At 68.9% G+C, this 21,917-nt stretch carries 19 protein-coding genes and 2 pseudogenes; 8 read left to right on the plus strand and 13 right to left on the minus strand.

Annotated elements, in window-relative coordinates:
- Positions 1–77: 77 nt before the first annotated feature.
- A complete protein-coding gene (locus ABD108_RS01725) occupies positions 78–902 on the plus strand; it encodes a DUF1868 domain-containing protein (RefSeq protein ID WP_305111835.1) in 825 nt (274 codons plus the stop codon).
- Here the strand turns inward: ABD108_RS01725 and ABD108_RS01730 are convergent.
- The 5 genes from ABD108_RS01730 to ABD108_RS01750 all read right to left on the minus strand — a co-directional run bounded on the left by ABD108_RS01730 (position 899) and on the right by ABD108_RS01750 (position 5,382).
- Complete coding sequence (locus ABD108_RS01730) at positions 899–2,047, minus strand: class I SAM-dependent methyltransferase (RefSeq protein ID WP_220656093.1); 1,149 nt, start codon at positions 2,045–2,047, stop codon at positions 899–901. The genes ABD108_RS01725 and ABD108_RS01730 overlap by 4 nt on opposite strands.
- Positions 2,048–3,010 carry a class I SAM-dependent methyltransferase gene (locus tag ABD108_RS01735; protein WP_220656094.1) on the minus strand — a complete coding sequence of 321 codons (963 nt, stop codon included), beginning with the start codon at positions 3,008–3,010 and terminating at the stop codon, positions 2,048–2,050. It abuts the gene before it with no gap.
- Between the two features lie 83 nt (positions 3,011–3,093).
- Entirely contained in the window at positions 3,094–3,882 is a 789-nt protein-coding gene (locus ABD108_RS01740) for an enoyl-CoA hydratase/isomerase family protein (protein WP_220656095.1), read from the minus strand.
- Between the two features lie 22 nt (positions 3,883–3,904).
- Positions 3,905–4,522: an NUDIX hydrolase gene (locus ABD108_RS01745; protein ID WP_343929068.1), complete on the minus strand. Its 618-nt coding sequence runs from the start codon at positions 4,520–4,522 to the stop codon at positions 3,905–3,907.
- On the minus strand, positions 4,519–5,382 hold the full coding sequence (locus tag ABD108_RS01750) for an ABC transporter ATP-binding protein (RefSeq protein ID WP_220656097.1): 864 nt from the start codon (positions 5,380–5,382) through the stop codon (positions 4,519–4,521). Before ABD108_RS01750 ends, ABD108_RS01745 begins: the two co-directional genes overlap by 4 nt.
- 49 nt (positions 5,383–5,431) lie before the next feature.
- On the opposite strand from ABD108_RS01750, the gene glgX reads away from it, so the two are divergent.
- Entirely contained in the window at positions 5,432–7,555 is a 2,124-nt protein-coding gene (gene glgX, locus ABD108_RS01755) for a glycogen debranching protein GlgX (protein ID WP_343929069.1), read from the plus strand.
- A gap of 20 nt (positions 7,556–7,575) precedes the next feature.
- Here glgX and serB read toward each other — a convergent pair whose 3' ends face one another.
- The 3 genes from serB to ctaD all read right to left on the minus strand — a co-directional run bounded on the left by serB (position 7,576) and on the right by ctaD (position 11,872).
- A complete protein-coding gene (gene serB, locus ABD108_RS01760) occupies positions 7,576–8,862 on the minus strand; it encodes a phosphoserine phosphatase SerB (RefSeq protein WP_374758676.1) in 1,287 nt (428 codons plus the stop codon).
- Positions 8,838–10,019 (minus strand): endonuclease/exonuclease/phosphatase family protein, encoded by a 1,182-nt coding sequence (locus ABD108_RS01765; protein ID WP_343929685.1) that lies wholly within the window; start codon positions 10,017–10,019, stop codon positions 8,838–8,840. Before ABD108_RS01765 ends, serB begins: the two co-directional genes overlap by 25 nt.
- 107 nt (positions 10,020–10,126) lie before the next feature.
- The gene (gene ctaD / locus ABD108_RS01770; protein WP_255585474.1) at positions 10,127–11,872 is read right to left on the minus strand and encodes an aa3-type cytochrome oxidase subunit I; all 1,746 of its coding nucleotides are present in this window, start codon (positions 11,870–11,872) and stop codon (positions 10,127–10,129) included.
- Between the two features lie 245 nt (positions 11,873–12,117).
- Here ctaD and ABD108_RS01775 point away from each other — a divergent pair, with 245 nt between their 5' ends.
- From ABD108_RS01775 to ligD, 4 genes are all read left to right on the plus strand, one after another.
- Positions 12,118–13,056 (plus strand): TroA family protein, encoded by a 939-nt coding sequence (locus ABD108_RS01775; RefSeq protein WP_343929070.1) that lies wholly within the window; start codon positions 12,118–12,120, stop codon positions 13,054–13,056.
- 271 nt (positions 13,057–13,327) lie between these two features.
- Entirely contained in the window at positions 13,328–14,332 is a 1,005-nt protein-coding gene (locus ABD108_RS01780; RefSeq protein WP_255585714.1) for an AurF N-oxygenase family protein, read from the plus strand.
- Between the two features lie 83 nt (positions 14,333–14,415).
- Positions 14,416–15,975: an FAD-dependent oxidoreductase gene (locus ABD108_RS01785; protein WP_343929071.1), complete on the plus strand. Its 1,560-nt coding sequence runs from the start codon at positions 14,416–14,418 to the stop codon at positions 15,973–15,975.
- A 10-nt stretch (positions 15,976–15,985) separates the two neighbouring features.
- Positions 15,986–16,930, plus strand: coding sequence for a non-homologous end-joining DNA ligase (gene ligD / locus ABD108_RS01790; RefSeq protein WP_343929072.1), 945 nt, complete (start codon positions 15,986–15,988; stop codon positions 16,928–16,930).
- 28 nt (positions 16,931–16,958) lie between these two features.
- On the opposite strand, the pseudogene ABD108_RS01795 reads toward ligD, so the two are convergent.
- Positions 16,959–17,099 (minus strand): annotated as a pseudogene (locus tag ABD108_RS01795) (class 1b ribonucleoside-diphosphate reductase subunit beta); the annotation flags it as partial.
- 211 nt (positions 17,100–17,310) lie between these two features.
- Positions 17,311–18,630: an MFS transporter gene (locus ABD108_RS01800; RefSeq protein ID WP_343929073.1), complete on the minus strand. Its 1,320-nt coding sequence runs from the start codon at positions 18,628–18,630 to the stop codon at positions 17,311–17,313.
- 138 nt (positions 18,631–18,768) lie between these two features.
- On the opposite strand from ABD108_RS01800, the pseudogene ABD108_RS01805 reads away from it, so the two are divergent.
- Positions 18,769–18,915 (plus strand): annotated as a pseudogene (locus ABD108_RS01805) (ATP-dependent DNA ligase); the annotation flags it as partial.
- An 81-nt stretch (positions 18,916–18,996) separates the two neighbouring features.
- A complete protein-coding gene (locus ABD108_RS01810) occupies positions 18,997–19,491 on the plus strand; it encodes a beta-class carbonic anhydrase (RefSeq protein WP_220656105.1) in 495 nt (164 codons plus the stop codon).
- A 93-nt stretch (positions 19,492–19,584) separates the two neighbouring features.
- Here ABD108_RS01810 and ABD108_RS01815 read toward each other — a convergent pair whose 3' ends face one another.
- From ABD108_RS01815 to nrdF, 3 genes are read right to left on the minus strand one after another with little or no spacing between them, the layout of a single operon-like run.
- Positions 19,585–20,286, minus strand: a complete 702-nt coding sequence (locus tag ABD108_RS01815; protein WP_343929074.1) for a hypothetical protein — start codon at positions 20,284–20,286, stop codon at positions 19,585–19,587.
- Positions 20,286–20,783: a hypothetical protein gene (locus tag ABD108_RS01820; protein ID WP_343929075.1), complete on the minus strand. Its 498-nt coding sequence runs from the start codon at positions 20,781–20,783 to the stop codon at positions 20,286–20,288. The genes ABD108_RS01815 and ABD108_RS01820 overlap by 1 nt, the downstream gene beginning before the upstream one ends.
- Before the next feature lie 35 nt (positions 20,784–20,818).
- Positions 20,819–21,823 (minus strand): class 1b ribonucleoside-diphosphate reductase subunit beta, encoded by a 1,005-nt coding sequence (gene nrdF / locus ABD108_RS01825; protein WP_220656108.1) that lies wholly within the window; start codon positions 21,821–21,823, stop codon positions 20,819–20,821.
- Positions 21,824–21,917 lie beyond the last annotated feature (94 nt).

Here is a 21,917-nt window from a genome sequence, read left to right on the forward strand (position 1 = left end):
GCCCGGCACTCACACTTCACCTGGGCGTCCCCACGTATTGGCACTCGTCACATCGAAAGGTCGTAGTGTGCGATCGCATGCGGACCCATACGCCTGGAATCGACCGACGAACAGCGCTCGCGGGGCTCCTCGTCGCCGGCGCCGGAGCGACCCTCGCCGGCTGCGGCAGCGGCAAGGAACCGACCCCCTCCGCCGCCTCGGAGGCCCCGTACCCCGTGGACGGGCGCACCCCGCTGGCCGCCGGTCCCGGCAAGAAATGGGACATCGAGGGCAATGCCCAGCGGTTCACGGGCAACACCTTCGTCAGCCCGATCCCGCAGAACTCCGCCTTCTTCCGCGCCGAGAACCAGGCGCAGCGCCTCGTCCGCGAATCCCGCTTCCGCGACCACTTCGCGCTGCTACCGCACAACAGCATGCACATGACGGTGTTCGAGGGCGTCAACCAGAGCCAGCTGGGTACGCCCGACTGGCCCGCATGGCTCGCCGGAAAAGACATGCAGGCGGCGCACCTCGCGGTTCTCGACGCGGTCTCCCGCGCGAACATCACTGCGCCGCGGCCGATCACGATGCGCGTGGACGGCCTCGTCCAGCCGCTCTCCAAGGGCTTCGGCCTCAAACTCGCGAGCGTCGACGCCGCCACCGAGACCGCTCTGCGCGACTTCCGGCGCCGCATGCAGGACCTGCTGCAGATGTCGACGAAGGGCTTCGACACGTACACCTTTCACTCGACCCTGGGCTATCGGCTGGTCGAGCAGGCCGCCGACGAGAATGACGAGTCCCAGGCGCTCGAGAAGAAGGTCCTGGAGCTGTTCACCGGCGACGCGGCGACCGTCACAGTGGATCCGGTGGCGATGAACATCTTCGACGATATGCTCGCCTTCCCGCAGCTCCGCGTGCTCTAACGCGTCGGCCGGGTCAGGAACGCGACCACCTCGCGGCCGATCCGCGTGATCACCACCGTGATCGACTGCGATCCCTCGAGTTTGAGCTTCTTGCGCAGCACATCGGGATCGACTCCCGCTCCGCGGGTGAGGATCTCGACGGCGCCCACATCGCGCGCCCGCAGCTCGGCGCGCAGCGATTTCTCGGTGAACTTGAGCCGGTCGAGGATCTCGAAGCCCCGCTCACCGTCTGGCACCGCATCGCCGGTGAGATAGGCGATGTGCGGATCGATCTGCCACAGATCGTGTTTGGCCGCGTAGTGCCGCACCAGGCCGGCCCGGATCACCGCACCGTCGGGCTCGATGAGGAACCGCCCGGGCTCCCCCGGATCCACATCGTGCGGATCGTTGGAGAAGACCTCGAAGCCGCCGGAACCGCGCAGCACCGTCGCACGGGTGAGCCCGGGGACCGCGACCGGACCCGACCACAGGCAGGCCTCGCGGACACCGCCGTCGAGCGAGACGATCTCCACCTCGCCGTCGAAACCCTTGCGGCGCAAACCCTCGTAGTCGATCCCGGGAGCCGTCTTCACCGCCAGTGACCGGCCCGCGTACGCCGCGCGCAGCTCCGAGAGCGCAGGCGACATCTGCTCCGGATCCACGATCCGCCGGCCGCCCGCGCGCCGTGCCGGATCGGCGATCACCACATCGGCGGTCGAAGACGGGGTGAGCGCATCGGCCACGAAGACCAGGGCGCGCGGCACGTTGTGCTGCGCCATCCGTGCCCGCAACGGGTCGAGATCACTGCCCACCACCCGCGGGCACACCTGCACCAGCGCGTGCAGCTCGGTGCCGATCGAGCACGTGACATCGTGCACCGACAGCCACGCCAAGCGGCGCGCGCGATGCTCGGCCACCGCCGACGGCGTGGCCTGCTGCACCGCCTCATCGGTGAGCAGCCAGCCCGCCACATCGCCGAGCTTGGCCGCGGCGCGGCGGCGCGCGCGGACCTGCTCGATCACCGCCGGGGCGTGCTCGCCCGCGATACCGCGGACCGTGGCCACATCCCCGATCAGCGAGGCATCCGACAGGGCCAGACGGTCCGCCGCCGCGAGCGCTGCGGCACCGTCCGGCGTGCGCAGGAAGTCGAGGCCCGCCCTGTCCACCTACTCGGGCTTGGTACCCGTGATCGCCAGGTTGTAGAAGAACTTGCGCGGCACCACGCGGCGCAGCACGTTCTCATCCAACGCCGACAGCTTCTTCCAGCCGCCGAAGGCGAACCCGGCCCAGCCGAAGCCCAGCTTCTCCGGCGGCACGGCCGCCTCGAAGGTGCGCACCGGCCAGCCCAGGAAGGCGGCGGTGAACTCGTCGGTGGTGGCCTCCACGTTCACTGCGCCGGCGCGGGCCGCCATGGCCTCCATCTCGTCCGGGTCGAAGGTGTGGATATCGACCACGGCCTCGAGCGCCGCGGCGCGCGAGGACTCGTCGAGCTCGGCCTGCGGGCGGCGCCAATCGGCGAGGAAGGGCAGCTTCGTGAGGTTGGTGGTGGCCGCCCAGGTGAGGCGTCCCAGCCAGCGTGCGTAGAAATCGCCGATGGTGGTGGGCTCGCCTGCGAAGACGAACCGGCCGCCGGGCTTGAGCACGCGCAGCACCTCGCGCAGCGACTGCTCCACATCGGGGATGTGGTGCAGCACCGCGTGGCCCACCACGAGGTCGAAGGTGTCGTCCTCGTACGGGATGGTCTCGGCGTCGGCCACGCGGCCGTCCACCTGGTGCCCCAGGGCCTCGCCGTTGCGGAGCGCCACCTTCACCATGCCGGGCGAGAGGTCGGTCACCGAACCGGTCTCGGCCACTCCCGCCGACATCAGGTTGAGCAGGAAGAAGCCGGTGCCGCAGCCCAGCTCCAGGGCGCGGCCGTAGGGCTTCTCGTTCTCCCCGCCGGTGGCCGCCTCGAAGCGCTCACGGGCGTAGTCGATGCACCGCTCGTCGAAGCTGATGTGCCACTTCTCGTCGTAGGTCTCGGCCTCCCAGTCGTGGTACAGCACCTGGGCGAGCTTCGTATCGGAGAATGCGGCTTGAACCTCGTCCGCCGTGGCGTGCGGGTTCGGGGCCGGCTGCTGGTCGGTCATACGAGCCTTTCGAAGAATTTCCAGGCAAGGTTACCGCCCGGTCAGGTACGGCCCAAACCGTTCCGCCGGGCGGTCCTCCCCCGCTACTTACCGACGAACTTCGCCTTACCCGGCCCGTTCTCGACGAAGGAGGTCATGCCGATGGTGCGGTCCTCCGTGGCGAACAGGCCGGCGAACAGGTGCCGCTCGATGGCCAGGCCGGTGTTCAGATCGGTGTCCAGGCCCTGATCGATGGCCTGCTTGGCGGCGCGCAGCGCCTGCGAGGCGGCCCCGGTGAACTGCTTCGCCCAGGTCAGGGCGGCGTTGTAGACGTCATCGGGCGCCACCACCTGATCGACCAGGCCGATCTGCAGCGCCTCCTCCGCGTCCACGAAGCGGCCGGTGAAGACCATGTCCTTGGCCTTCGCGGGGCCCACCAGGCGCGCCAGGCGCTGGGTGCCGCCGCCGCCCGGGATCACGCCGAGCAGGATCTCCGGGACACCCACCTTCGCGTTGTCGCCCACGATGCGGCGATCGGCGCCGAGCGCCACCTCCAGGCCGCCGCCGAGCGCGTAGCCGGTGATGGCCGCGACGGTGGGCTTGGTGATCGACGCGATCGCCGAGAGGCCGCCCTGCAGGCGGGCGATGGCCTCGCTCATATCGGTGTAGCCCATCGCCTGCATCTCCTTGATGTCGGCGCCGGCGGCGAACACCTTGGGGCCGCCGTACACCACGACGGCCTTGATGTCGTCGCGCTTGTTGACCTCGGCGGCGAGCGCGATGAGCTCGTCCTGCACCTGCGAGTTGATCGCGTTCATCGGCGGCCGGTTGAGCCGGATGGTGCCGATGCCGGGGTGCTCGTCGCTGGTGTCCAGGGTCACGAATTCAGTCATGTACCGGACGTTACCGTGCCGCTCAATAGTGGGTGGAGCCAGCCGCGTACTCGGCCCAGCCCGGGAACCTGCGGTCGTCCGGGCGTCCCTTGATCATCTCGACGGGGGTCAGGTCAGCGCCCTCCGCCGCCCACCCGAGCGCGTCCTCCGCGGTATCGAAGGGCAGCAACTGGAACAGCTGCGAATAGGTGGGCGCCATCAGCTTGTGCTCGCCCGCCGACCACGCCTCGATCGCGGCGCGCGGGCTCGACCAGCCGGCCGAGACCGCCTCGGTGGTGCGACAGTCCGCCTCCTGCCCCGCGGGCAGGGCCGCGAGGTAGAACATCGTGTCGTACCGGCGGGGCCGGCCGGGCGGTGTGACCCACCGCGACAGCGGCACCAAGGCGTCCGGGTCGAGACGCACACCGCACTCCTCCTGCGTCTCGCGCGCCGCGGTCACCGTGAGGTCGCCGTCGTCACCGGGTTCGATACCGCCGCCGGGGAACACGGTCACGTCCGGCGCGAACTCCATCCCGCTGGCGCGGCGCTGCAGGAAGACCTCCAGGCCCGACGGTGCGGTGCGCAGCAGCACGACGGTGGCCGCCGGCCGGATCGGCACATCGGGAAGATCGCGCCGATGGCCGGCCCCGTTGCCGCTCATGCCTGCAGCCTCCGCCGACCGGGACGCGAGGCCCGGCGCGCGAAGTACCGGCCGTCCACCTCGTCCAACAGGATGCGCTGACTGAAGGTCTCCGAGAGCACCTCCGCCGTGAGCACATCCTCCAGCAGTCCCTGCGCCACCACGCCGCCCTCCTTGAGCAACAGTGCGTGTGTGAAGCCCGGCGGGATCTCCTCCACGTGGTGCGTCACCAGCACGGTGGCCGGGGCGTCGGGATCGTGCGCGAGCGTGTCGAGCCGGGCCACCAGCTCCTCACGGCCACCGAGGTCGAGTCCGGCGGCCGGCTCGTCGAGCAGCATGAGTTCGGGGTCGGTCATCAGCGCGCGGGCGATGAGCACCCGCTTGCGCTCCCCCTCGGACAGCGTCCCGAACCGCCGGTTCGCCAGGTGCTCGGCGCCCATCGATTCCAGGACGTCGACGGCGCGGCCGATGTCGACCTCGTCGTACTTCTCCCGCCAGCGTCCGAGGACGGCGTACCCGGCGGAGACCACGAGGTCGGTCACCAGCTCGTCGTCGGGGACGCGCTGCGCGAGCGCGGCCGAGCACACGCCGATCCGGGCGGTGAGGTCCTGCACCACCGTCTTGCCCAGCACCTCGCCGAGGATGTGCGCGGTGCCCGCGGTCGGGAAGACCTGCGCCGACGCGAGCCGCATCAGGGAGGTCTTGCCGGCGCCGTTGGGCCCGATCACCACCCAGCGCTCGTCGAGTTCGACGCGCCAGTCGATCGGCCCCACCAGCGTGCGGCCGTCCCGCGTGAGCGAGACATCGGTGAAGTCGATCAGCAGGTCCTGATCGGGAACGGAGTCTGCGGCGGTGGCGGCGAATGCGGTGGGGTCGGACACATCTCCATCCTGCCCCACGGCCGCCGCCCCGGACGGGCAGGATGGTGCCGTGTCCACCGACCAACACCCGTCCCCCGGCGCGCACACCCCGCTGGGCGCCACCCCGCAGCCCGGCGGCGTGAACTTCGCCGTCCACGCACCCGACGCCACCGACGTCTGGGTCTGCCTGATCGACGACGACGGTGCCGAACAGCGCCTGCGCCTCCCCGCGCAGACCGCGGGCATCCACCACGGTTTCGTCGCCGGCATCGGCGAGGGCGCGCAGTACTGCCTGCGCGCGGCCGGACCGTGGGAGCCCGAACACGGACGGCGATTCAACGAGCACAAGGCGCTCATCGATCCGTACGCCCGCCGGATCAGCGGCCCGCTCGGTGACGCCGCGGCGCTGCTCCCCCACGATGCGGACGGCGCACCGTCGAAGGTCGACTCGCTGCCCGACATCCCGCGCTCCGTGGTCACGGGCACCCCGACGCCGCCCGAGGCCGGACCGCGCGTGCCCTGGGACCGGACCGTGATCTGCGAGGTGCACGTGGGCTCGTACACCGCACGGCACCCGGGCGTCCCCGAGGAGTTGCGCGGCACCTACCTCGGCCTCGCCCAGCCCGCGGTGCTCGATCACCTCCGGCGGATCGGCGTGACCGCCCTCGAGCTGCTGCCGGTCCAGGCCTGCCTCACCGAGCCCGGCGTCCGGGCACGGGGCATGCGCAACCACTGGGGTTACTCGACGGGCGCCTACTTCGCCCCGGATCCGCGGTTCGCCGCCGAACCGGGCCGGGAGGTCGAGGAGTTCGCGGCCATGGTCACCGCGGTGCACGCGGCCGGCCTCGAGGTGCTGCTGGACGTGGTCTACAACCACACGGCCGAGTCCTCGGCCGACGGCCCGTCGCTGTCCTGGCGCGGGCTCGACGCCCCCGGGTACTACCTGCTGGACAGCGGCGAGGACCTCGACTACACCGGCTGCGGCAACACCGTGGACTGCGCCTCCCCGCCCGCGCTGCGGATGGTGCTCGACAGCCTCCGGTACTGGTCGGAGTCGTTGGGCGTGGACGGTTTCCGGTTCGATCTCGCCAGCGTGCTGGGCCGGGGCCGCACGGCGACGGGGCCGCAGGGTCCGGCGATCCCGTTCGATCACCGCGCGCCGCTGCTGTCGGCGATCGCCGCCGATCCGGTGCTGGCCACGCGCAAGCTGATCGCCGAGCCCTGGGACGCCACCGGCGAGGGCTACCGGGTGGGCGGCTTCCCGCCGGTGTGGGCGGAGTGGAACGACCGCTACCGGGACACGGTGCGCGCCTTCTTCGCCGGCGGTGCCACCGTGGGCGATCTCGCGTCGCGGGTGTCCGGCAGCCAGGATCTGTTCGGGGCGCCCGGCCGCACGCCCTTCTCGTCGATCAACTTCGTCACCGCCCACGACGGTTTCACCGCCCGCGATCTGGTCTCCTACGAGCGCAAGCACAACGAGGCGAACGGCGAGAACGACCGCGACGGCACCGACAACAACCACTCGGTGAACCACGGCTTCGAGGGCGGCACCACCGATCCGCTGATCCTCGCTGCGCGGGCCCGGCACGTGCGCGCCCTGCTGGCCACGCTGCTGCTGTCCACGGGCACCCCCATGCTGCTCGGCGGCGACGAGATGGGGCACACCCAGTACGGCAACAACAACGCCTACTGCGTGCCCGAGGACGCCGCCGCGGCCGATGCCTACGCGCTGGACTGGGACTCCGCCGATACCGATCTGACCGCCTTCGTGACGCGGGCGGCGGCGGTCCGCCGGGCCACGCCGGTGCTGCGGCAGCACGAGTTCTTCGATGGAAGGCTCACGCGCAGCGGCGAACCCGACCTCGCGTGGTTCGGGGCCGACGGTGCGCAGATGTCCGGTGACGCCTGGCAGTCGCCCGACGTGCGCACGCTGCAGGCCTGGGTGGACGGCTCCGATGTCCGCTCCCCCAGCCATGACCGCGCGATCCCCGACAAGGACGCGCTCATCGTGTGGCACTCCGGCGACGAGACCACCACGGTCACGCTCGGCGCGCCCGCATCGTGCGCGCACGGCTGGGAACTGGTCGTGGACAGCACCCAGCCGACCGGCGAACCGTCCGGCGAGTCCCGGTTCGGGGCACGCGCCGAGGTCACGCTCACCGGCCCGACGGTGCTGGTCTTCCAGGAGGCCTGACGGGCCGGCGGGCCCTGCCGCTAGGCCAGGGGGACGCGCCGCACGTGGCCGTCGACGGCGTCGGCCGCCTCGATCTCGTCGCGGGTCACGCCGAGCACGAACAGCACCGCATCCAGGTACGGGTGCGAGAGCGCGGTGTCGGCCACCTCGCGGAGCGCGGGCTTGGCGTTGAAGGCCACGCCCAGTCCGGCGGCGGCCAGCATGTCGATGTCGTTGGCGCCGTCGCCCACCGCGACGGTCTGGTCGACCGGCACGCCGAAGGCCGCGGCGAACTCACCGAGCGCGCGCGCCTTGCCGGGGCGGTCGACGACCTCGCCGATCACGCGGCCGGTGAGCACCCCGTCCACGATCTCCAGCGTGTTCGCGCGCACGAAGTCGAGTTCGAGTTCCGCGGCGAGCGGCTCGATCACCGCGGTGAAGCCGCCGGAGACCACGCCGCAGCGGTAGCCGAGCCGCTTGAGGGTCCGGATGGTGGTGCGGGCACCGGGGGTGAGCTGCAGTTCAGCCGCCACCTCATCGATCACCGAGGCCGGCAAACCCTCCAGGGCCTTCACTCGGGCGTGCAGCGACTGCTCGAAATCGAGTTCACCGCGCATCGCCGCCTCGGTCACGGCGGCCACCTCGGCCTCCTTGCCGGCGCGGGCCGCGAGCATCTCGATCACCTCGCCCTGCACCAGCGTGGAATCGACGTCGAAGCAGATCAGCCGCTTCGAGCGGCGCGCGATACCCGCGCGCGAGATGGCGATGTCGACGCCCTGCTCCTTCGAGACCGCGGCGAGATCGGCACGCAGACGGGTATCGCCGGTCGCCTCGTCGGGAACCGTGACCAGCAGCTCCAGCGCCGTCACCGGGTAGTCCGCGATGCCGGAGATGGACTCGATGTTCACATTGCCCGCGGCCAGCGTCGAGGCCACCGCGGACAGGGCCCGGGCGGTGATCGGCGCGCCGAGCAGCACCACGGCGTGGGTCGCCACCCGCGGGCGCGGGGGCTGCTCGCCGGAGATCTCGACCGCCACGTCCATGCCGACGGTGGCCATGGACTGCTCGACCAGTTCCTGCACGTGCTCGGGGTCGCCGTCGACGGACGCCAGGACGCCCAGGGTCAGCCGGCCGCGGATCACCGTCTGCTCCACGTCCAGGATGCTGACCGCGTTGCGGGCCAGGACCCCGAACAGGACGGAGCTCACGCCGGGCTTGTCGCCGCCGGTCACGGTGATGAGGATCGTGGGAGCCGTGGAATCGTGCACGCGAGAAGCGTAGACGGCGCCGTCGAGGACGACGCTCACGAGGTCTTCAGGTCCAGCCATACGAGCCGGTGATCGGAGCTCGTCTTGGGCGGCATCAGCTCGGCGGCGGGCTGTCCGGGTGCGGGCCAGAAGACGCCGGTCCCGGCCACCGTGAGGTCCTTCGACGGGAGCACGTAGTCCACGCGCAGGTTGCCGGGCGTGGGCTTGCTGAAGTCGGCGGTGTCGTACCGCGACGGGGTCCGGTGGTTCGAGCCCTCCCCGGCCTTCTCCGCGCCCTCGGAGGTGGGCCGGGGGTCCTGGGTGAGGCTCAGTACCTGCGCGATCGCACCGGGCACCGAATCGCCGTCGTCGGGGTCGCTGTTCTGATCACCCAGCAGCACGAAGGACTCGCCCGCCGGGAGGCCGCCGCGCTGCCCCTTGTCGTCGTAGAGGTAGGAGGCGCGGTCGCCGCCGGCGAGGTAGTCGGCGGACAGCCGGATCTCGTCGAAGTTGCGGCGGCCGTTGCGGTCCTCGGGACCGTCGAAAGACGGTGGCGTGGGGTGCGAGACCCACAGGTGGATCGTCTTCCCGTCAACGGTGATCGGCACGTCGGCGTGCGTCTTGGAGGACAGCCGCAGGATGTCGGCGTTGCCACCGTAGTAGTCGCGGGGCAGCTTGTTGCCGGGCTGGTCCTTCCACAGGAAATTCTGGAAGGTGCGGATCGACGGGGTGTCGATGGGGAACTTCGAGAGCACCAGCAGGCCGTACTGTCCGGGGAACTGGCCGAAGCCGTAGGCGTCGTCGGGCCCGTCGGTCCGGCCGTCGCCGTTCAGGTCGCGGCCTGACGGTACGCCGGTGTTGACCGGGGGCGACCAGGCGTACGGGTACTCGACGGCGCGCTGCCCGTTCTGCGCCACCTGCAGATAGTTGATGCGGAACAGGTCGGCCGCGGCGTTGTCGGCGTAGTAGTCGAACTCGTTGATCAACAGCACGTCGGGGTTGGTGCGCTGGATGATCTCGGCGATCACCTGGGCCTGTCGATTGCCCGGGGTGCTCAGGTCGCTGCGCAGCTCGCCGGGCTTGGTGCGGTTCAGGCTGGCGTTGAAAGTCGCGATCCGCACCGTGCCGTCGCTGCGCGCGCTCGCGGACGACGACGGTGCGCCGGCGGCACCGTCGGAACCGGAGCCGCAGGCGGCGACCAGGGACGTGACGGCGAGGACGGCGAGAAGCTTCTGCATGCGCACGATGCGGACGCTAGCGGCACCGGGTGACACGTGGGTGGCGTCCGCGGAAACGACGAACGGCGCCTCCCTCGCGGGAGACGCCGTTCGTCGAGTGCGTGGGGCTAGATGTCGCCCTTGCCGCTGCTGACACGCTCGGTGTCGACCTCGGACGAGTGGCCGGGGCCCATGTGGGCCTCGGAGCGCATCCGCTCGATCATGTGCGGGTAGTGCAGCTCGAACGCCGGGCGCTCCGAACGGATCCGGGGCAGCTCGGTGAAGTTGTGCCGCGGCGGCGGGCAGCTGGTGGCCCACTCGAGGCTATTGCCGAAGCCCCACGGGTCGTCGACCGTGACGACCTCGCCGTAGCGGTAGCTCTTGAAGACGTTCCACACGAAGGGCAGCGTCGAGGCGCCCAGGATGAACGCGCCCACCGTCGAGATCTGGTTCAGCGTGGTGAAACCGTCGCTGGCCAGGTAGTCGGCGTAGCGGCGCGGCATGCCCTCGGCGCCCAGCCAGTGCTGCACCAGGAAGGTCATGTGGAAGCCGATGAAGGTGAGCCAGAAGTGCCAGCGGCCGAGGCCCTCGTCCAGCAGGCGGCCCGTCATCTTCGGGAACCAGAAGTAGATACCGGCGTAGGTCGCGAAAACGATGGTGCCGAAGAGCACGTAGTGGAAGTGCGCCACCACGAAGTAGGTGTCGGACACCGCGAAGTCGAGCGGCGGCGAGGCCAGCAGCACACCGGTCAGACCACCGAAGAGGAAGGTCACGACGAAGCCGATCGAGAAGAGCATCGGCGATTCGAACGTTATCTGCCCCTTCCACATCGTGAAAATCCAGTTGAAGAATTTCACGCCCGTTGGCACGGCGATGAGGAAGGTCATGAAGCTGAAGAAGGGCAGGAGCACGGCGCCGGTGGCGTACATGTGGTGGGCCCACACGGCCACGGACAGGGCGGCGATCGCGAGGGTGGCCAGCACCAGGCCGCTGTAGCCGAAGATCGGCTTGCGGCTGAACACCGGGAAGATCTCCGAGACGATGCCGAAGAAGGGCAGCGCGATGATGTACACCTCGGGGTGACCGAAGAACCAGAACAGGTGCTGCCACAGGATGACGCCGCCGTTGGCGGGGTCGTAGATGTGCGCACCGAACTGGCGGTCGGCCTCCAGGCCCATCAGCGCCGCGGTGAGCAGCGGGAAGGCCAGCAGGATCAGGATCGAGGTCACCAGGATGTTCCAGGTGAAGATCGGCATGCGGAACATCGTCATGCCGGGGGCGCGCATGCAGACCACGGTGGTCACCATGTTGACGGCGCCGAGGATGGTGCCGAGACCACCGACGGCGAGGCCCATGATCCACAGGTCGGCACCGGGGCCGGGCGAGTGCAGCGCATCGGTCAGCGGGGTGTACGCGGTCCAGCCGAAGTCGGCGGCGCCACCCGGGGTGATGAAGCCGGAGATCACCATGATCGCGCCGAACACGAACAGCCAGTAGCCGAACGCGTTGAGACGCGGGAAGGCCACGTCGGGCGCGCCGATCTGCAGCGGCAGCACGAAGTTGGCGAAGCCGATCACGATCGGCGTCGCGTACAGCAGCAGCATCACGGTGCCGTGCATGGTGAACAGCTGGTTGAACTGCTCGGTGGAGAGGAACTGCAGGCCGGGCGCGGCGAGCTCGGCGCGCATCAGCAGGGCCATGAGGCCACCGATGAGGAAGAACGCGAAGCACGTGACGATGTACATGATGCCCAGCGTCTTGTGATCGGTCGTCGTCACCAGCTTGTAGATGAACGACCCCTTGGGCCCGGTCCGCTGCGGATACGGACGCTCGGCGGTCACCTCGACTGCCGGACGATGCGCTTGCGCGGTCACAAATCCTCCTGCCCTGGGCCGGTCGGCACCGCGGCTGTCGGTACCGGCCTGAAGCCTCTTCATTCAGGTCTATCGCGGGACGTTCGCTCACGGCGGACGCCACGCTTCGTGGGTAAGCGTAGCCCCTCGCCCCCGCACTTGTCCCCGCGGTCCTACTCTGCGTCGTACTCGCGTCGCGGGACGGGGGAACCTGCCTGCTCCTGCTAGCGTGGCGCTGATTCGGGACGACAGGTGAGGACGGTGCCGTGAGCAGGGCGAGTAGTTCGATGCGGATGGTCGCGATCGCGGCGGTCGCGGTGGCCGGACTGACCGCGTGCGGCGGCAACGAGCCGATCCAGCAGCCCTTCGCGTCGATCGCGACGACCACCACCCGGCTCGCTTCGGCCAACATCATCGGCCTCGACCGCAAGCCCGACCAGGCGTGCGCGGCGCCGCTGGCGGGCACCGCGGCCCCGGCCACGATCGTGGTCACCGACCCCGACCTCCTGGACGGGCTGTGCGCCCTCGGCCTGCAAAACCGCGTGAAGGCGGTCGGCGGCGCGGTCCCGTCGTACCTGGGCGGCGCCCTGGCGAAGGTCCCGCAGCTGGGTGACGGCGCGCAGGCCGATCTCGTGGTCGGCACCGATCGCTCGGCGGACGCGAACCGTCGGGCGGGCCGCCCGGTGATCGTGCCCTCCCCCGGCGCCGATTGGCGGCGCAGCTTCCTCGCGCTCGCGGACGCGGTGCGCCTGCCCGCGGAGGCGCGGGGCGTGCTGGACCGCTATCAGAAGGACGTGGCCGAGGCCGTGCCGAAGGTCGACGGCATCCACAACGTGGTCTCGCTGGTGCGGTTCACGGCCGACAAGCGGGCTCTCGCCGAGGGGACGGCGCCGCTGGCGGCGCAGGTCCTGGCGGAGCTCCAGGTCGCGCGGCCCGAACCGCAGCGCAAGGCCGAACCCGTCCTCATGCGCGACGGTGACTACTCGGCCGCCGAGGGCGACCTCATCTACGTGGGCTACCAGGGCGAGCAGGGACGCGACTTCGGTATGTCGGCGATGACCTCGTCGAGCTGGAAGGACCTGCGCGCGGTGACCGCGAAGCGGCAGCTGCTCGTCGAGGACTCGTCCTGGTTCTCGGCCGGCGGCCCGGTGGCCGCCGGGATCGTGGTGCACGACGTCACGAACACCATCAAAGCGTCGTCCTGACGCCGCGACTCGTCACACTTTCACCGTGACGCGCCTCACACGAGTGCGCTAAAACCCCTGGCCCGACGCTCGGTGTACACCTGTTCACGGATTCGGCGCGCAAGACCCTTCATTCATGCTTGTCGCAAGTGATAGCCTGAGGGCAGTTCAATCTCACGCACGGCTTCTACCTGCAGAAACTCTTGTGGTATTTCCCACAGGAATCGAAGGGAAGCGCAGGTCAACGGCCGCCCGCGTGTATCGGAAAGGACCGATCATGGCTCTGCTGAACATGCCGCGAGTTACCCACATGGCCCGTATGCGTGGCCGCTCGTTCCCGGGTCAGACCGAGTACGAGCAGACGCTCAACGACCTGTCGGAGGCGTCGGTACGGCGCAACTTCGACCCGTACGTCGACATCGATTGGGACGATCCCGAGCTGGCGATCACCCCGAACGATCCGCGCTGGGTGTGCAACCCGCGCTTCGATCCGATCGGCCGGCACCCCTGGTACCAGGCGCAGCCGCTGGAGAAGCAGATCGAGATCGGCATGTGGCGCCAGGCCAATGTCGCCAAGGTCGGCCTCCAGTTCGAGTCGATCCTGATCCGCGGAATCATGCAGTACACCGCCGTGCAGCCGAACAACTCGCCCGAGTTCCGGTACGCCACGCACGAGGCGAAGGAGGAGTGCCAGCACACGCTGATGTTCCAGGAGTTCGTCAACCGCGTGGGCATGGACGTCCCCGGTGGCGCGTGGTGGTTCCGCCGCCTCTCGCCCATCATCCCGCTGGCGGCCACCACCTTCCCGAACATCTTCTACATGGGCGTGCTCGCCGGCGAGGAGCCGATCGACCACCTGCAGAAGCAGTTCCTGCGCTCCGCGGATACGCAGCACCCGGTGATGACCTCGGTGATGCAGATCCACGTGGCCGAGGAGGCCCGGCACATCGGCTTCGCACACCAGCTGCTCGAGCACAAGATCCCCACCCGCGGCCCCATCCCCCGCTTCCTACTCTCGCTGGCGCTGCCGCTGGTGATGCGCATCCTGCTCGGCGCCATCATGGTGCCGCCGAGGCAGTTCTGGGACACCTTCGACATCCCGCGCTCGGTGAAGAAGGACATCTTCTGGCGTTCGCCCGAGTCGAAGAACCTCAAGCGGGAGGTCTTCGGCGACGTTCGGATGCTCGCGGACCGCACGGGCCTGATGAATCCGGTCTCGCGTGTGCTGTGGCGCGTGTTGGGCATCAACGGTCGGTCCTCGCGTTTCCGTAGCGAGCCGTCCTACGCTGCTCAGTAGCCCGACTCAGCCCCAACAATCCGGCTCGGCGGTCATCCGCCGAGCCGGACCCGTATGACCGGAGAAAACCGGAGAGGCGAACCATGCCCCACGTGATCACCCAGTCCTGCTGTAGCGATGCGGCGTGCACCTTCGCGTGCCCGGTGAACTGCATCCATCCGACGCCCGATGAGCCGGGCTTCGCGACGGCCGAGATGCTGTACGTCGACCCGACGACGTGCGTGGATTGCGGCGCCTGCGTGACGGCGTGCCCGGTGGACGCGATCGGACCCGCGCACCGCCTTCCCGAGGAACACAAGGTCTACATCGAGATCAACCGCTCGTTGGCCGCGGCGGATCCGGCGAACTCGTCGCTCAGCGGGCCGAACCCGCAGGAGCGCAGCCGGCCTCCGATGGCGCACACCGTGCCCCCGAAGCAGCTCCCCATCCCCGATGGCACCGTCGTCAGCGTGGGCGTGATCGGCAGCGGCCCGGCCGCGATGTACGCGGCCGATGAGCTGCTGCGCTGGGAGGGCGTCACCGTCGACGTCTACGAGAAGCTGTCGACGCCCTACGGCCTGGCCCGGTTCGGCGTGGCTCCGGATCACACCCGCACCCGCAAGGTCTCCGGCCTGTTCGACAAGGTCGCGGCCGATCCCAACTTCACGATCCACCTGAACACCGAGGTGGGCCGGCCCGGCGCCGGGAGCGCCGCGAACGGCGCGCGCGAGTACGTCTCCCTGGAGGAGCTGCGCCGCCGGCACGACGCGATCATCGTGGCGGTCGGGGCGAGCACCGATAAGAAGCTGGGCATCGAGGGCGAGGACCTGCCGAACGTGCGCAGCGCCACCGACTTCGTGGCCTGGTACAACGGCCACCCCGAGCATCGCGGCGACGACGTGGACCTGTCGCACGACCGCATCGTGATCATCGGCAACGGCAACGTGGCGTTGGACGCCGCCCGCATCCTCACCGCCGAGCCGGAGGAGTTGGAGGGCACCACCATCTCCCCCGCGGCGCTGGCCGCACTGAAGAACTCGAAGGTCGAGGAGGTGGTGATCGTGGCCCGTCGCGGCCCCGAGCACGCCGCCTTCACGCTGCCCGAGGCGCTGGGCCTCGCGGACGAGCGCACCGTGATCGTGCACCCGGATCCGGATGTCGCCGAGACCCTGGTCGCGGGGAGTGATTCGGAGCTGGTCTCGCACAAGCTGCAGCTGCTGGAGTCGATGGAGACCCAGTCGGATGCGCCGCGCCGCATCCGGTTCCGGTTCCTCACCACGCCCGAGTCGATCGAGGACACGGGCGACGGCCTGGTGCTGCACGCCAAGCACACCGAGACCGGCGAGGCGATCGAGTTGCCCGTCGGCATGGTGTTCACCTCCGTGGGCTACCGCGGTGTGCCGGTCGAGGGATTGCCCTTCGACGAGCGCCGCGCGGTGCTGCCGAACGAGGCCGGCCGGGTGCTCGGGGACGACGGTGCGCCGCTGCCCGGCGTGTACGTGACGGGCTGGATCAAGCGCGGTCCCAACGGTTTCATCGGTACGAACAAGACCGACTCGCAGGAGACGGTGGAGAAGTTCGCGGAAGACGTGATGAGCGGGGTCGTCAAGGGCCGCCCGGCGGGCAAGCGCAAGCGCACCCTGGGCCGCTTCTTGGGCGCGTAGTCTTCGGGCCGTGGCTTCCCGCTCCGAGCACGGCGAACCGGTGGACGTGACCGTCGGTGATCGCACCGTGCGGATCTCCAGCCCGGATCGGGTGTACTACCCGCAGATCGGGGCGACGAAGCTCGACGTGGTGCGGTACTACGAGGCCGTGGGCCCGGGAATCGTTCGCGCGCTGCGTGATCGTCCGACGATGCTGCACCGGTATCCGAAGGGCGTCGACGGGCCGAAGGTCCATCAGAAGCGAATTCCCGCGGGTGCGCCGGACTGGCTCGAGACAGTGGAGATCTACTTCCCGCGGTTCGGCCGGACCGCCGACGAGGTGGTGGTCACCGAGCTCGGGTCCGTGATCTGGGCGGCGCAGATGTCCACCGTGGAGTTCCATCCGTGGAACTGCCGGCGCAACGATCTGGACTGCCCGGACGAATGGCGGATCGATCTGGACCCGATGCCGGACTGCCCGTGGGAGCGGGTGCAGCGCGTGGCCGGCGTCGTCCACGAGGTGCTCGATGAGCTGGGCATCCGCGGCTTTCCCAAGACCTCCGGCGGCTCGGGCCTGCATGTGTACGTGCGGATCTCGCCTTTGTGGACGTTCTCGCAGGTGCGCCGTGCCGCGCTGGCGTTCGCGCAGGAGGTGGAACGCCGCGCTCCGGACGATGTGACGACGGCCTGGTGGCGCAAGGAACGCGATCCCGCGGCGGTGTTCGTGGACTTCAACCAGAACGCCCGCGATCACACCATCGCGTGCGCGTACTCGCTGCGCGGCACCCCGATCGCCACCGCCTCCGCCCCGATCACGTGGGACGAGGTGCCCGATGTGCACCCCGACGACTTCACGATCCGCACCCTCCCGGCGCGCTTCGCCGAGCTGGGTGACCTGCACAGTGAGATCGACGACCAGGCGTTCTCACTCGACACCCTCGTCGAGTGGGCCGACCGCGACGATCTCCCCGACTGAGTCCGGGGACGCGGGCCAGCGGCTGCGATCAGAAGTCCGAGTCCTCGTCCTCGGTGTTGACGGCTTTGCCGATCACGTATGACGATCCCGAACCGGTTCTCGTCGGCATTGGGCGAGAGAGTGCAGACAGGATCGCCGGGTTCACGTCGGTCGGTTCCTTCGGGAACACATCCGAACTCCTCCGTGACCGCAGCTGAAGCTGCCGGAGAACCCCGTCGAGCACAGCTACCACCGAGCCCCGGCACTGCTGCTGTCCGACGCATATCGACAGCGCCCCCTCGCCGCACCCGGCCCCGACGCCACGCTGCGCTTTCGCCTGCTCCGACCAGTAGGGATGACCGCGTGCCGCGGGCGGCGTCATCGTCCACGTCGGATGGAGGTCAGGAGGGACGGGGCACGAAGCGCACCGAAAGAGCGGCGATCAGGGCGAAGCCGACCAGGGTGAGCAGGACGCCGATCCTCGCGCCGGTCACCGGATTCCCGAGTACCAGGCACACGCCGAGGAGGGAGACGCCGATGGCCATTCCGACCTGGCGGGACGTGTTCAGCACACCGGATGCGAGGCCGGCGAACTCCTTCGGGGCCGCCGCCATCGCCGCGCCGGCGCAACTCGGAGCGAACAGTCCGCACCCCAGGCCCACCAGCGCCATTCCGCCCAGCAACACCGGCCACGTGCTCCGGTCGGAGGCGAACATGCAGAGTACGGCTCCGGCGCACGCGATGAGTGAGCCGGTAACCAGTAGCCACCGCATGCCTCGGCCGGACCATAGCTGATTGAGCACGAGCGTACCGAAGGTCCACATGACGGCGAACGGCACGAAGAACAAGCCCGCACCCGCGGCGTCGTAGCCCCACTCGTCCTGCACGAAGATCGCGTACATGAACTGCAGTCCGTAGCCTCCGAACTGGAAGGCGAACCCGATAATCACCGCGGCGGTATACGCGTGGGTCCGGAATATGCCCAGCGGTAGGGAGGGGTTCGCGACGCGGGACTCGGTGAACACGAATGCCGCCAGCAGCACGACCGCGGCGGCGAGCATGCCCAAGGTCACTGGCGAGGACCATCCTCGCTCGCCCGACTCGATGAGGCCGCCGACCAGCAGGACGAGTCCGGCGAACGCCAGGATCTGTCCGACGATATCGAACTTCTCTCCGCTCTGCCGGTTCGTCTCCTGCACATGCCGCACCGTCAGCCATACCGCGATCGCACCGACAGGAACGTTGATGAAGAAAATCGACCGCCATCCCCACAGCTCGGTCAGCAGGCCTCCGCCGATCGGTCCGACCACCATCGCCAGCCCGCCGGTGGCGCCCCAGAGCGCGATCGCCTTGCCGCGCTCGGCGACGTCGGGGTAGGTCTTGGAGATAATGGCGAGGGTGGTGGGCAGCACGCCCGCCGCGAAGATCCCCTGCACGCACCGCGCCCCGAGCAGCACCACGAGATTCGGGCTGACCGCGCACACGAATGACGCCACCGTGAAACCGAGCAGCGACCAGAGGAACACCCGCCGCGCACCGAACCGATCCGAGAGCACCCCCGCCGTCAACAACAGCGACGCCAGCGGAATGGTGTAGATGTTCACGAGCCACTGCAATGCGGCCATGGTTCCGCCGGTGTCCGCCTGGATCGCGGGCAATGCGATATTCAGCGCGCTGCCATCCAGGAGAATCATGAAGAATCCCAGGCAGATCGCCGCCAACGCTAGACGACGGTCACCGCCTCGTCGCCGCGAGTCCTCATGTCCTCCGGTCTCGGGAACCCGAACCGCCTGATCTTCCCCATTCACCACGCCTATGCTTCCTCGAGTCGACGCCGACAGCAATCAATTCGTAACACTAACAAAGTCCATCAGAAGCGGATTCCGCCGGCGCGCCGGACTGGCTCGAGACCGTGGAGATCTACTTCCCGCGGTTCGGCCGGACCGCCGACGAGGTGGTGGTCACCGAAGCTCGGCTCCGTGATCTGGGCGGCGCAGACCGGTACTGCTGGCCACTGACGCGCGGCGGCTGCGATCAACCCGATCGGAACGGTGGGCAGCGGCTCATGCGGAGCCGAGCATGAGTGCATGACCGTCACTGACGAACTGCTTGCGAACAACGCCGCCTACGCCGCGAGTTTCTCGGGGCCGCTTCCCCTACCTCCGGCCAAGCACGTCGCCGTCGTCGCGTGCATGGACGCGCGACTGGACGTCTACCGCGCCCTCGGCCTGAAAGAAGGTGAGGCGCACGTGATCCGCAACGCGGGCGGCGTGATCACCGAGGACCAGATCCGGTCGCTGGCGATCAGCCAGAGACTGCTGGGGACCACCGAGATCATCCTGATCCATCACACCGACTGCGGGATGCTCACCTTCACCGATGATCAGTTCAAGGCCGACATCCTGGCCGATACCGGCATCAAGCCCGCCTGGGCCGCCGAGGCCTTCGACGATCTGGAAGCCGATGTGCGGCAGTCCATCAAGCGGATCTCGTCCAGTCGGTTCATCCCGGCGACCACGTCACTCCGCGGCTTCGTCTTCGACGTCGCCACGGGACGCCTGCACGAGGTCGCCGCCGGCTAGCATCCCTCCTCGTTCAATGCCGCCCCAGAGTCCTCGGGTTTCGGCGGCGAGCCCCCGGCGTGTCGTCTCCGAAACCGCAGTACCCGGGACGGATTAGGGCGCCCCGAGGAAATCGAGCAGGCCCCGGGCGGGTTCCAGCGCCGTGGACACATTGGCTGCGGCGACGATCCCCGCCCCCACTGCCACGACCAGCGTCGCGAGCGCCCAGCCCCGTCGATCCTGGTGCCAATCGCGCACCGCGAAGGTGAGCACCAGGATCGTCAGCGCCCCGGCCATGATCACCAATACCAGGTGGTACCAGGCGAAGTCATTCACGAGGGCATCGATTGGGGCCGACCACTCACCTGCCGTGAGCTGCCGCCGCATCAGGCCGAGGGCTTCCGCGAGCGGACCGTCGGACTCGGAGACGCGACTGCCGAGCAGCGAGAACGCCGACGACAGCGGTGCGAGCGATCCCTGCACGTTGGCGATGAGGAGCACGGCCGGGATGAGGGCCAGCGCACGATGTCCGAGGTACAGTGCGAGCACCACGAGCAGTCCCGCGAAGACCGCCTTGACGAGGTGATAGCGCGACCAGTCGTCCACGAGTGCTCGGAGGCCCGGCGTGAGATCCGCGGTGCCTCCGGCGATGTACGGCGGGAACTCGCGTCCCGCTCGCGCATCGAAGCCCGTCCCGACGATCTGCCGTGGCGCGACCAGGAAGCAGAACGTGAGGAATGCGGCGATTCCGATCGCGACCGGCGGCCGTCGAATCAGGGCAGAAACCGTACTGTCGTCCCCGCGTCCTGTGGCCATTAGAAGATCGGCGTGCCGGGCGATGCTCGGCGGATGGCTCGGAGTGCCTCGTCGAACTTGGGGCGCGTCCCGATCTGCCAGGTCACGCGGTAGCGCCGGGCCGTGGACGGCAGCCCCATCGAGGCAGCGTTCAGGCCGGCGAGCGGCAGTCGGGGCAATCCGGGCTTCACCGGCACACCCTTCACCCCCAGCACGTGGATCGCGGGGCCGAATCGTCCACCCTGGTAGCTGCCGACGTAGATGGCCTCCACGCCTGACCATGCGAACGCGAAACCACTCCTGGGCGAACGGATCCCCTGCTCATCGACGATCAGCGCGGTGCGGCGCACGGTCAACGTCGCCAGAACGAAGACGAAGCACACCGCGCAGAAGACGAGAACGATCCACCCCATCACCGGCGCGGAGAACGGGCCACGGATCTCGGAATCGGGTGATCCGATCATGGCGAGCGCGACGAATGCGGCCAGCGGGACGACGACGAAGTAAAGCAGCAGCACACCGATGGTGAGCCGCTGCTTCGCTACGAAAGGACTCAGAAGTCCCAGTCCTCGTCTTCGGTGTTGACGGCCTTGCCGATCACGTACGACGAGCCGGAGCCGGAGAAGAAGTCGTGGTTCTCGTCGGCGTTGGGCGAAAGAGCCGACAGGATAGCCGGATTCACGTCGGTGGCATCCTTGGGGAACAGCGCCTCGTAGCCCAGGTTCATCAGGGCCTTGTTGGCGTTGTACCGCAGGAACTTCTTGACGTCCTCCGAGAGACCGACCTCGTCGTACAGCGACTCGGTGTAGTCCTCCTCGTTGGAGTACAGCTCCATGAGCAGCTCGAAGGTGTAGTCCTTGAGCTCCTCACGGCGCTGCGGGCTCTGCGTCTCCAGGCCGCGCTGGTACTTGTAGCCGATGTAGTAACCGTGCACGGCCTCGTCGCGGATGATCAGTCGGATCATGTCGGCCGTGTTGGTGAGCTTGGCGCGCGAGCTCCAGTACATCGGCAGGTAGAAGCCGCTGTAGAACAGGAAGGACTCGAGCAGGGTGGAGGCCACCTTGCGCTTGAGCGGATCGTCGCCCCGGTAGAAGTCCATGACGATCTGCGCCTTGCGCTGCAGTTGCTCGTTCTCCTCCGACCAGCGGAAGGCGTCGTCGATCTCGCGCGTGCTGCACAGCGTGGAGAAGATCGAGCTGTAGCTCTTGGCGTGCACCGACTCCATGAACGCGATGTTGGTGAGCACCGCCTCCTCGTGCGGAGTGGTGGCGTCGGGGATCAGGCTGACGGCGCCGACGGTGCCCTGGATCGTGTCGAGCAGCGTGAGGCCCGTGAAGACCCGCATGGTGAGCTGCTTCTCGTAGTCGGTGAGCGTGCCCCACGAGGGGATGTCGTTGCTGACCGGCACCTTCTCGGGCAGCCAGAAGTTGCCCGTCAGGCGATCCCAGACCTCGGCGTCCTTCTCGTCCGGAACCCGGTTCCAGTTGATCGCCGACACCCGGCTGACGAGCTTGATGGGTGCGCCGTCGGCGGGGCTGTGAGCGGCGGTTTCAGACATGACACCTCTGTTTTCGCAGATCTGGATTTCAACGTGCATGACACTACCCCTTGGGTCTGACAGTTCCCGGCAACGCAAGGTGTTGTGTCATCGA

The organism is Tsukamurella strandjordii (assembly GCF_039525985.1).
GTDB classification, from domain to species: domain Bacteria; phylum Actinomycetota; class Actinomycetes; order Mycobacteriales; family Mycobacteriaceae; genus Tsukamurella; species Tsukamurella strandjordii.

Excerpts from the sequence above, each read along its gene's own strand:
- ABD108_RS01740 (WP_220656095.1), bottom strand. The coding sequence starts at position 3,882 with ATGACTGAATTCGTGACCCTGGACACCAGCGACGAGCACCCCGGCATC.
- serB (WP_374758676.1), bottom strand. The coding sequence starts at position 8,862 with ATGGCTGGACCTGAAGACCTCGTGAGCGTCGTCCTCGACGGCGCCGTC.
- ABD108_RS01765 (WP_343929685.1), bottom strand. The coding sequence starts at position 10,019 with ATGCAGAAGCTTCTCGCCGTCCTCGCCGTCACGTCCCTGGTCGCCGCC.
- ABD108_RS01745 (WP_343929068.1), bottom strand. The coding sequence starts at position 4,522 with ATGAGCGGCAACGGGGCCGGCCATCGGCGCGATCTTCCCGATGTGCCG.
- ABD108_RS01780 (WP_255585714.1), top strand. The coding sequence starts at position 13,328 with ATGCCGCGAGTTACCCACATGGCCCGTATGCGTGGCCGCTCGTTCCCG.
- nrdF (WP_220656108.1), bottom strand. The coding sequence starts at position 21,823 with ATGTCTGAAACCGCCGCTCACAGCCCCGCCGACGGCGCACCCATCAAG.
- ABD108_RS01785 (WP_343929071.1), top strand. The coding sequence starts at position 14,416 with ATGCCCCACGTGATCACCCAGTCCTGCTGTAGCGATGCGGCGTGCACC.
- ABD108_RS01725 (WP_305111835.1), top strand. The coding sequence starts at position 78 with ATGCGGACCCATACGCCTGGAATCGACCGACGAACAGCGCTCGCGGGG.
- ABD108_RS01735 (WP_220656094.1), bottom strand. The coding sequence starts at position 3,010 with ATGACCGACCAGCAGCCGGCCCCGAACCCGCACGCCACGGCGGACGAG.
- ABD108_RS01815 (WP_343929074.1), bottom strand. The coding sequence starts at position 20,286 with ATGGCCACAGGACGCGGGGACGACAGTACGGTTTCTGCCCTGATTCGA.
- ABD108_RS01810 (WP_220656105.1), top strand. The coding sequence starts at position 18,997 with ATGACCGTCACTGACGAACTGCTTGCGAACAACGCCGCCTACGCCGCG.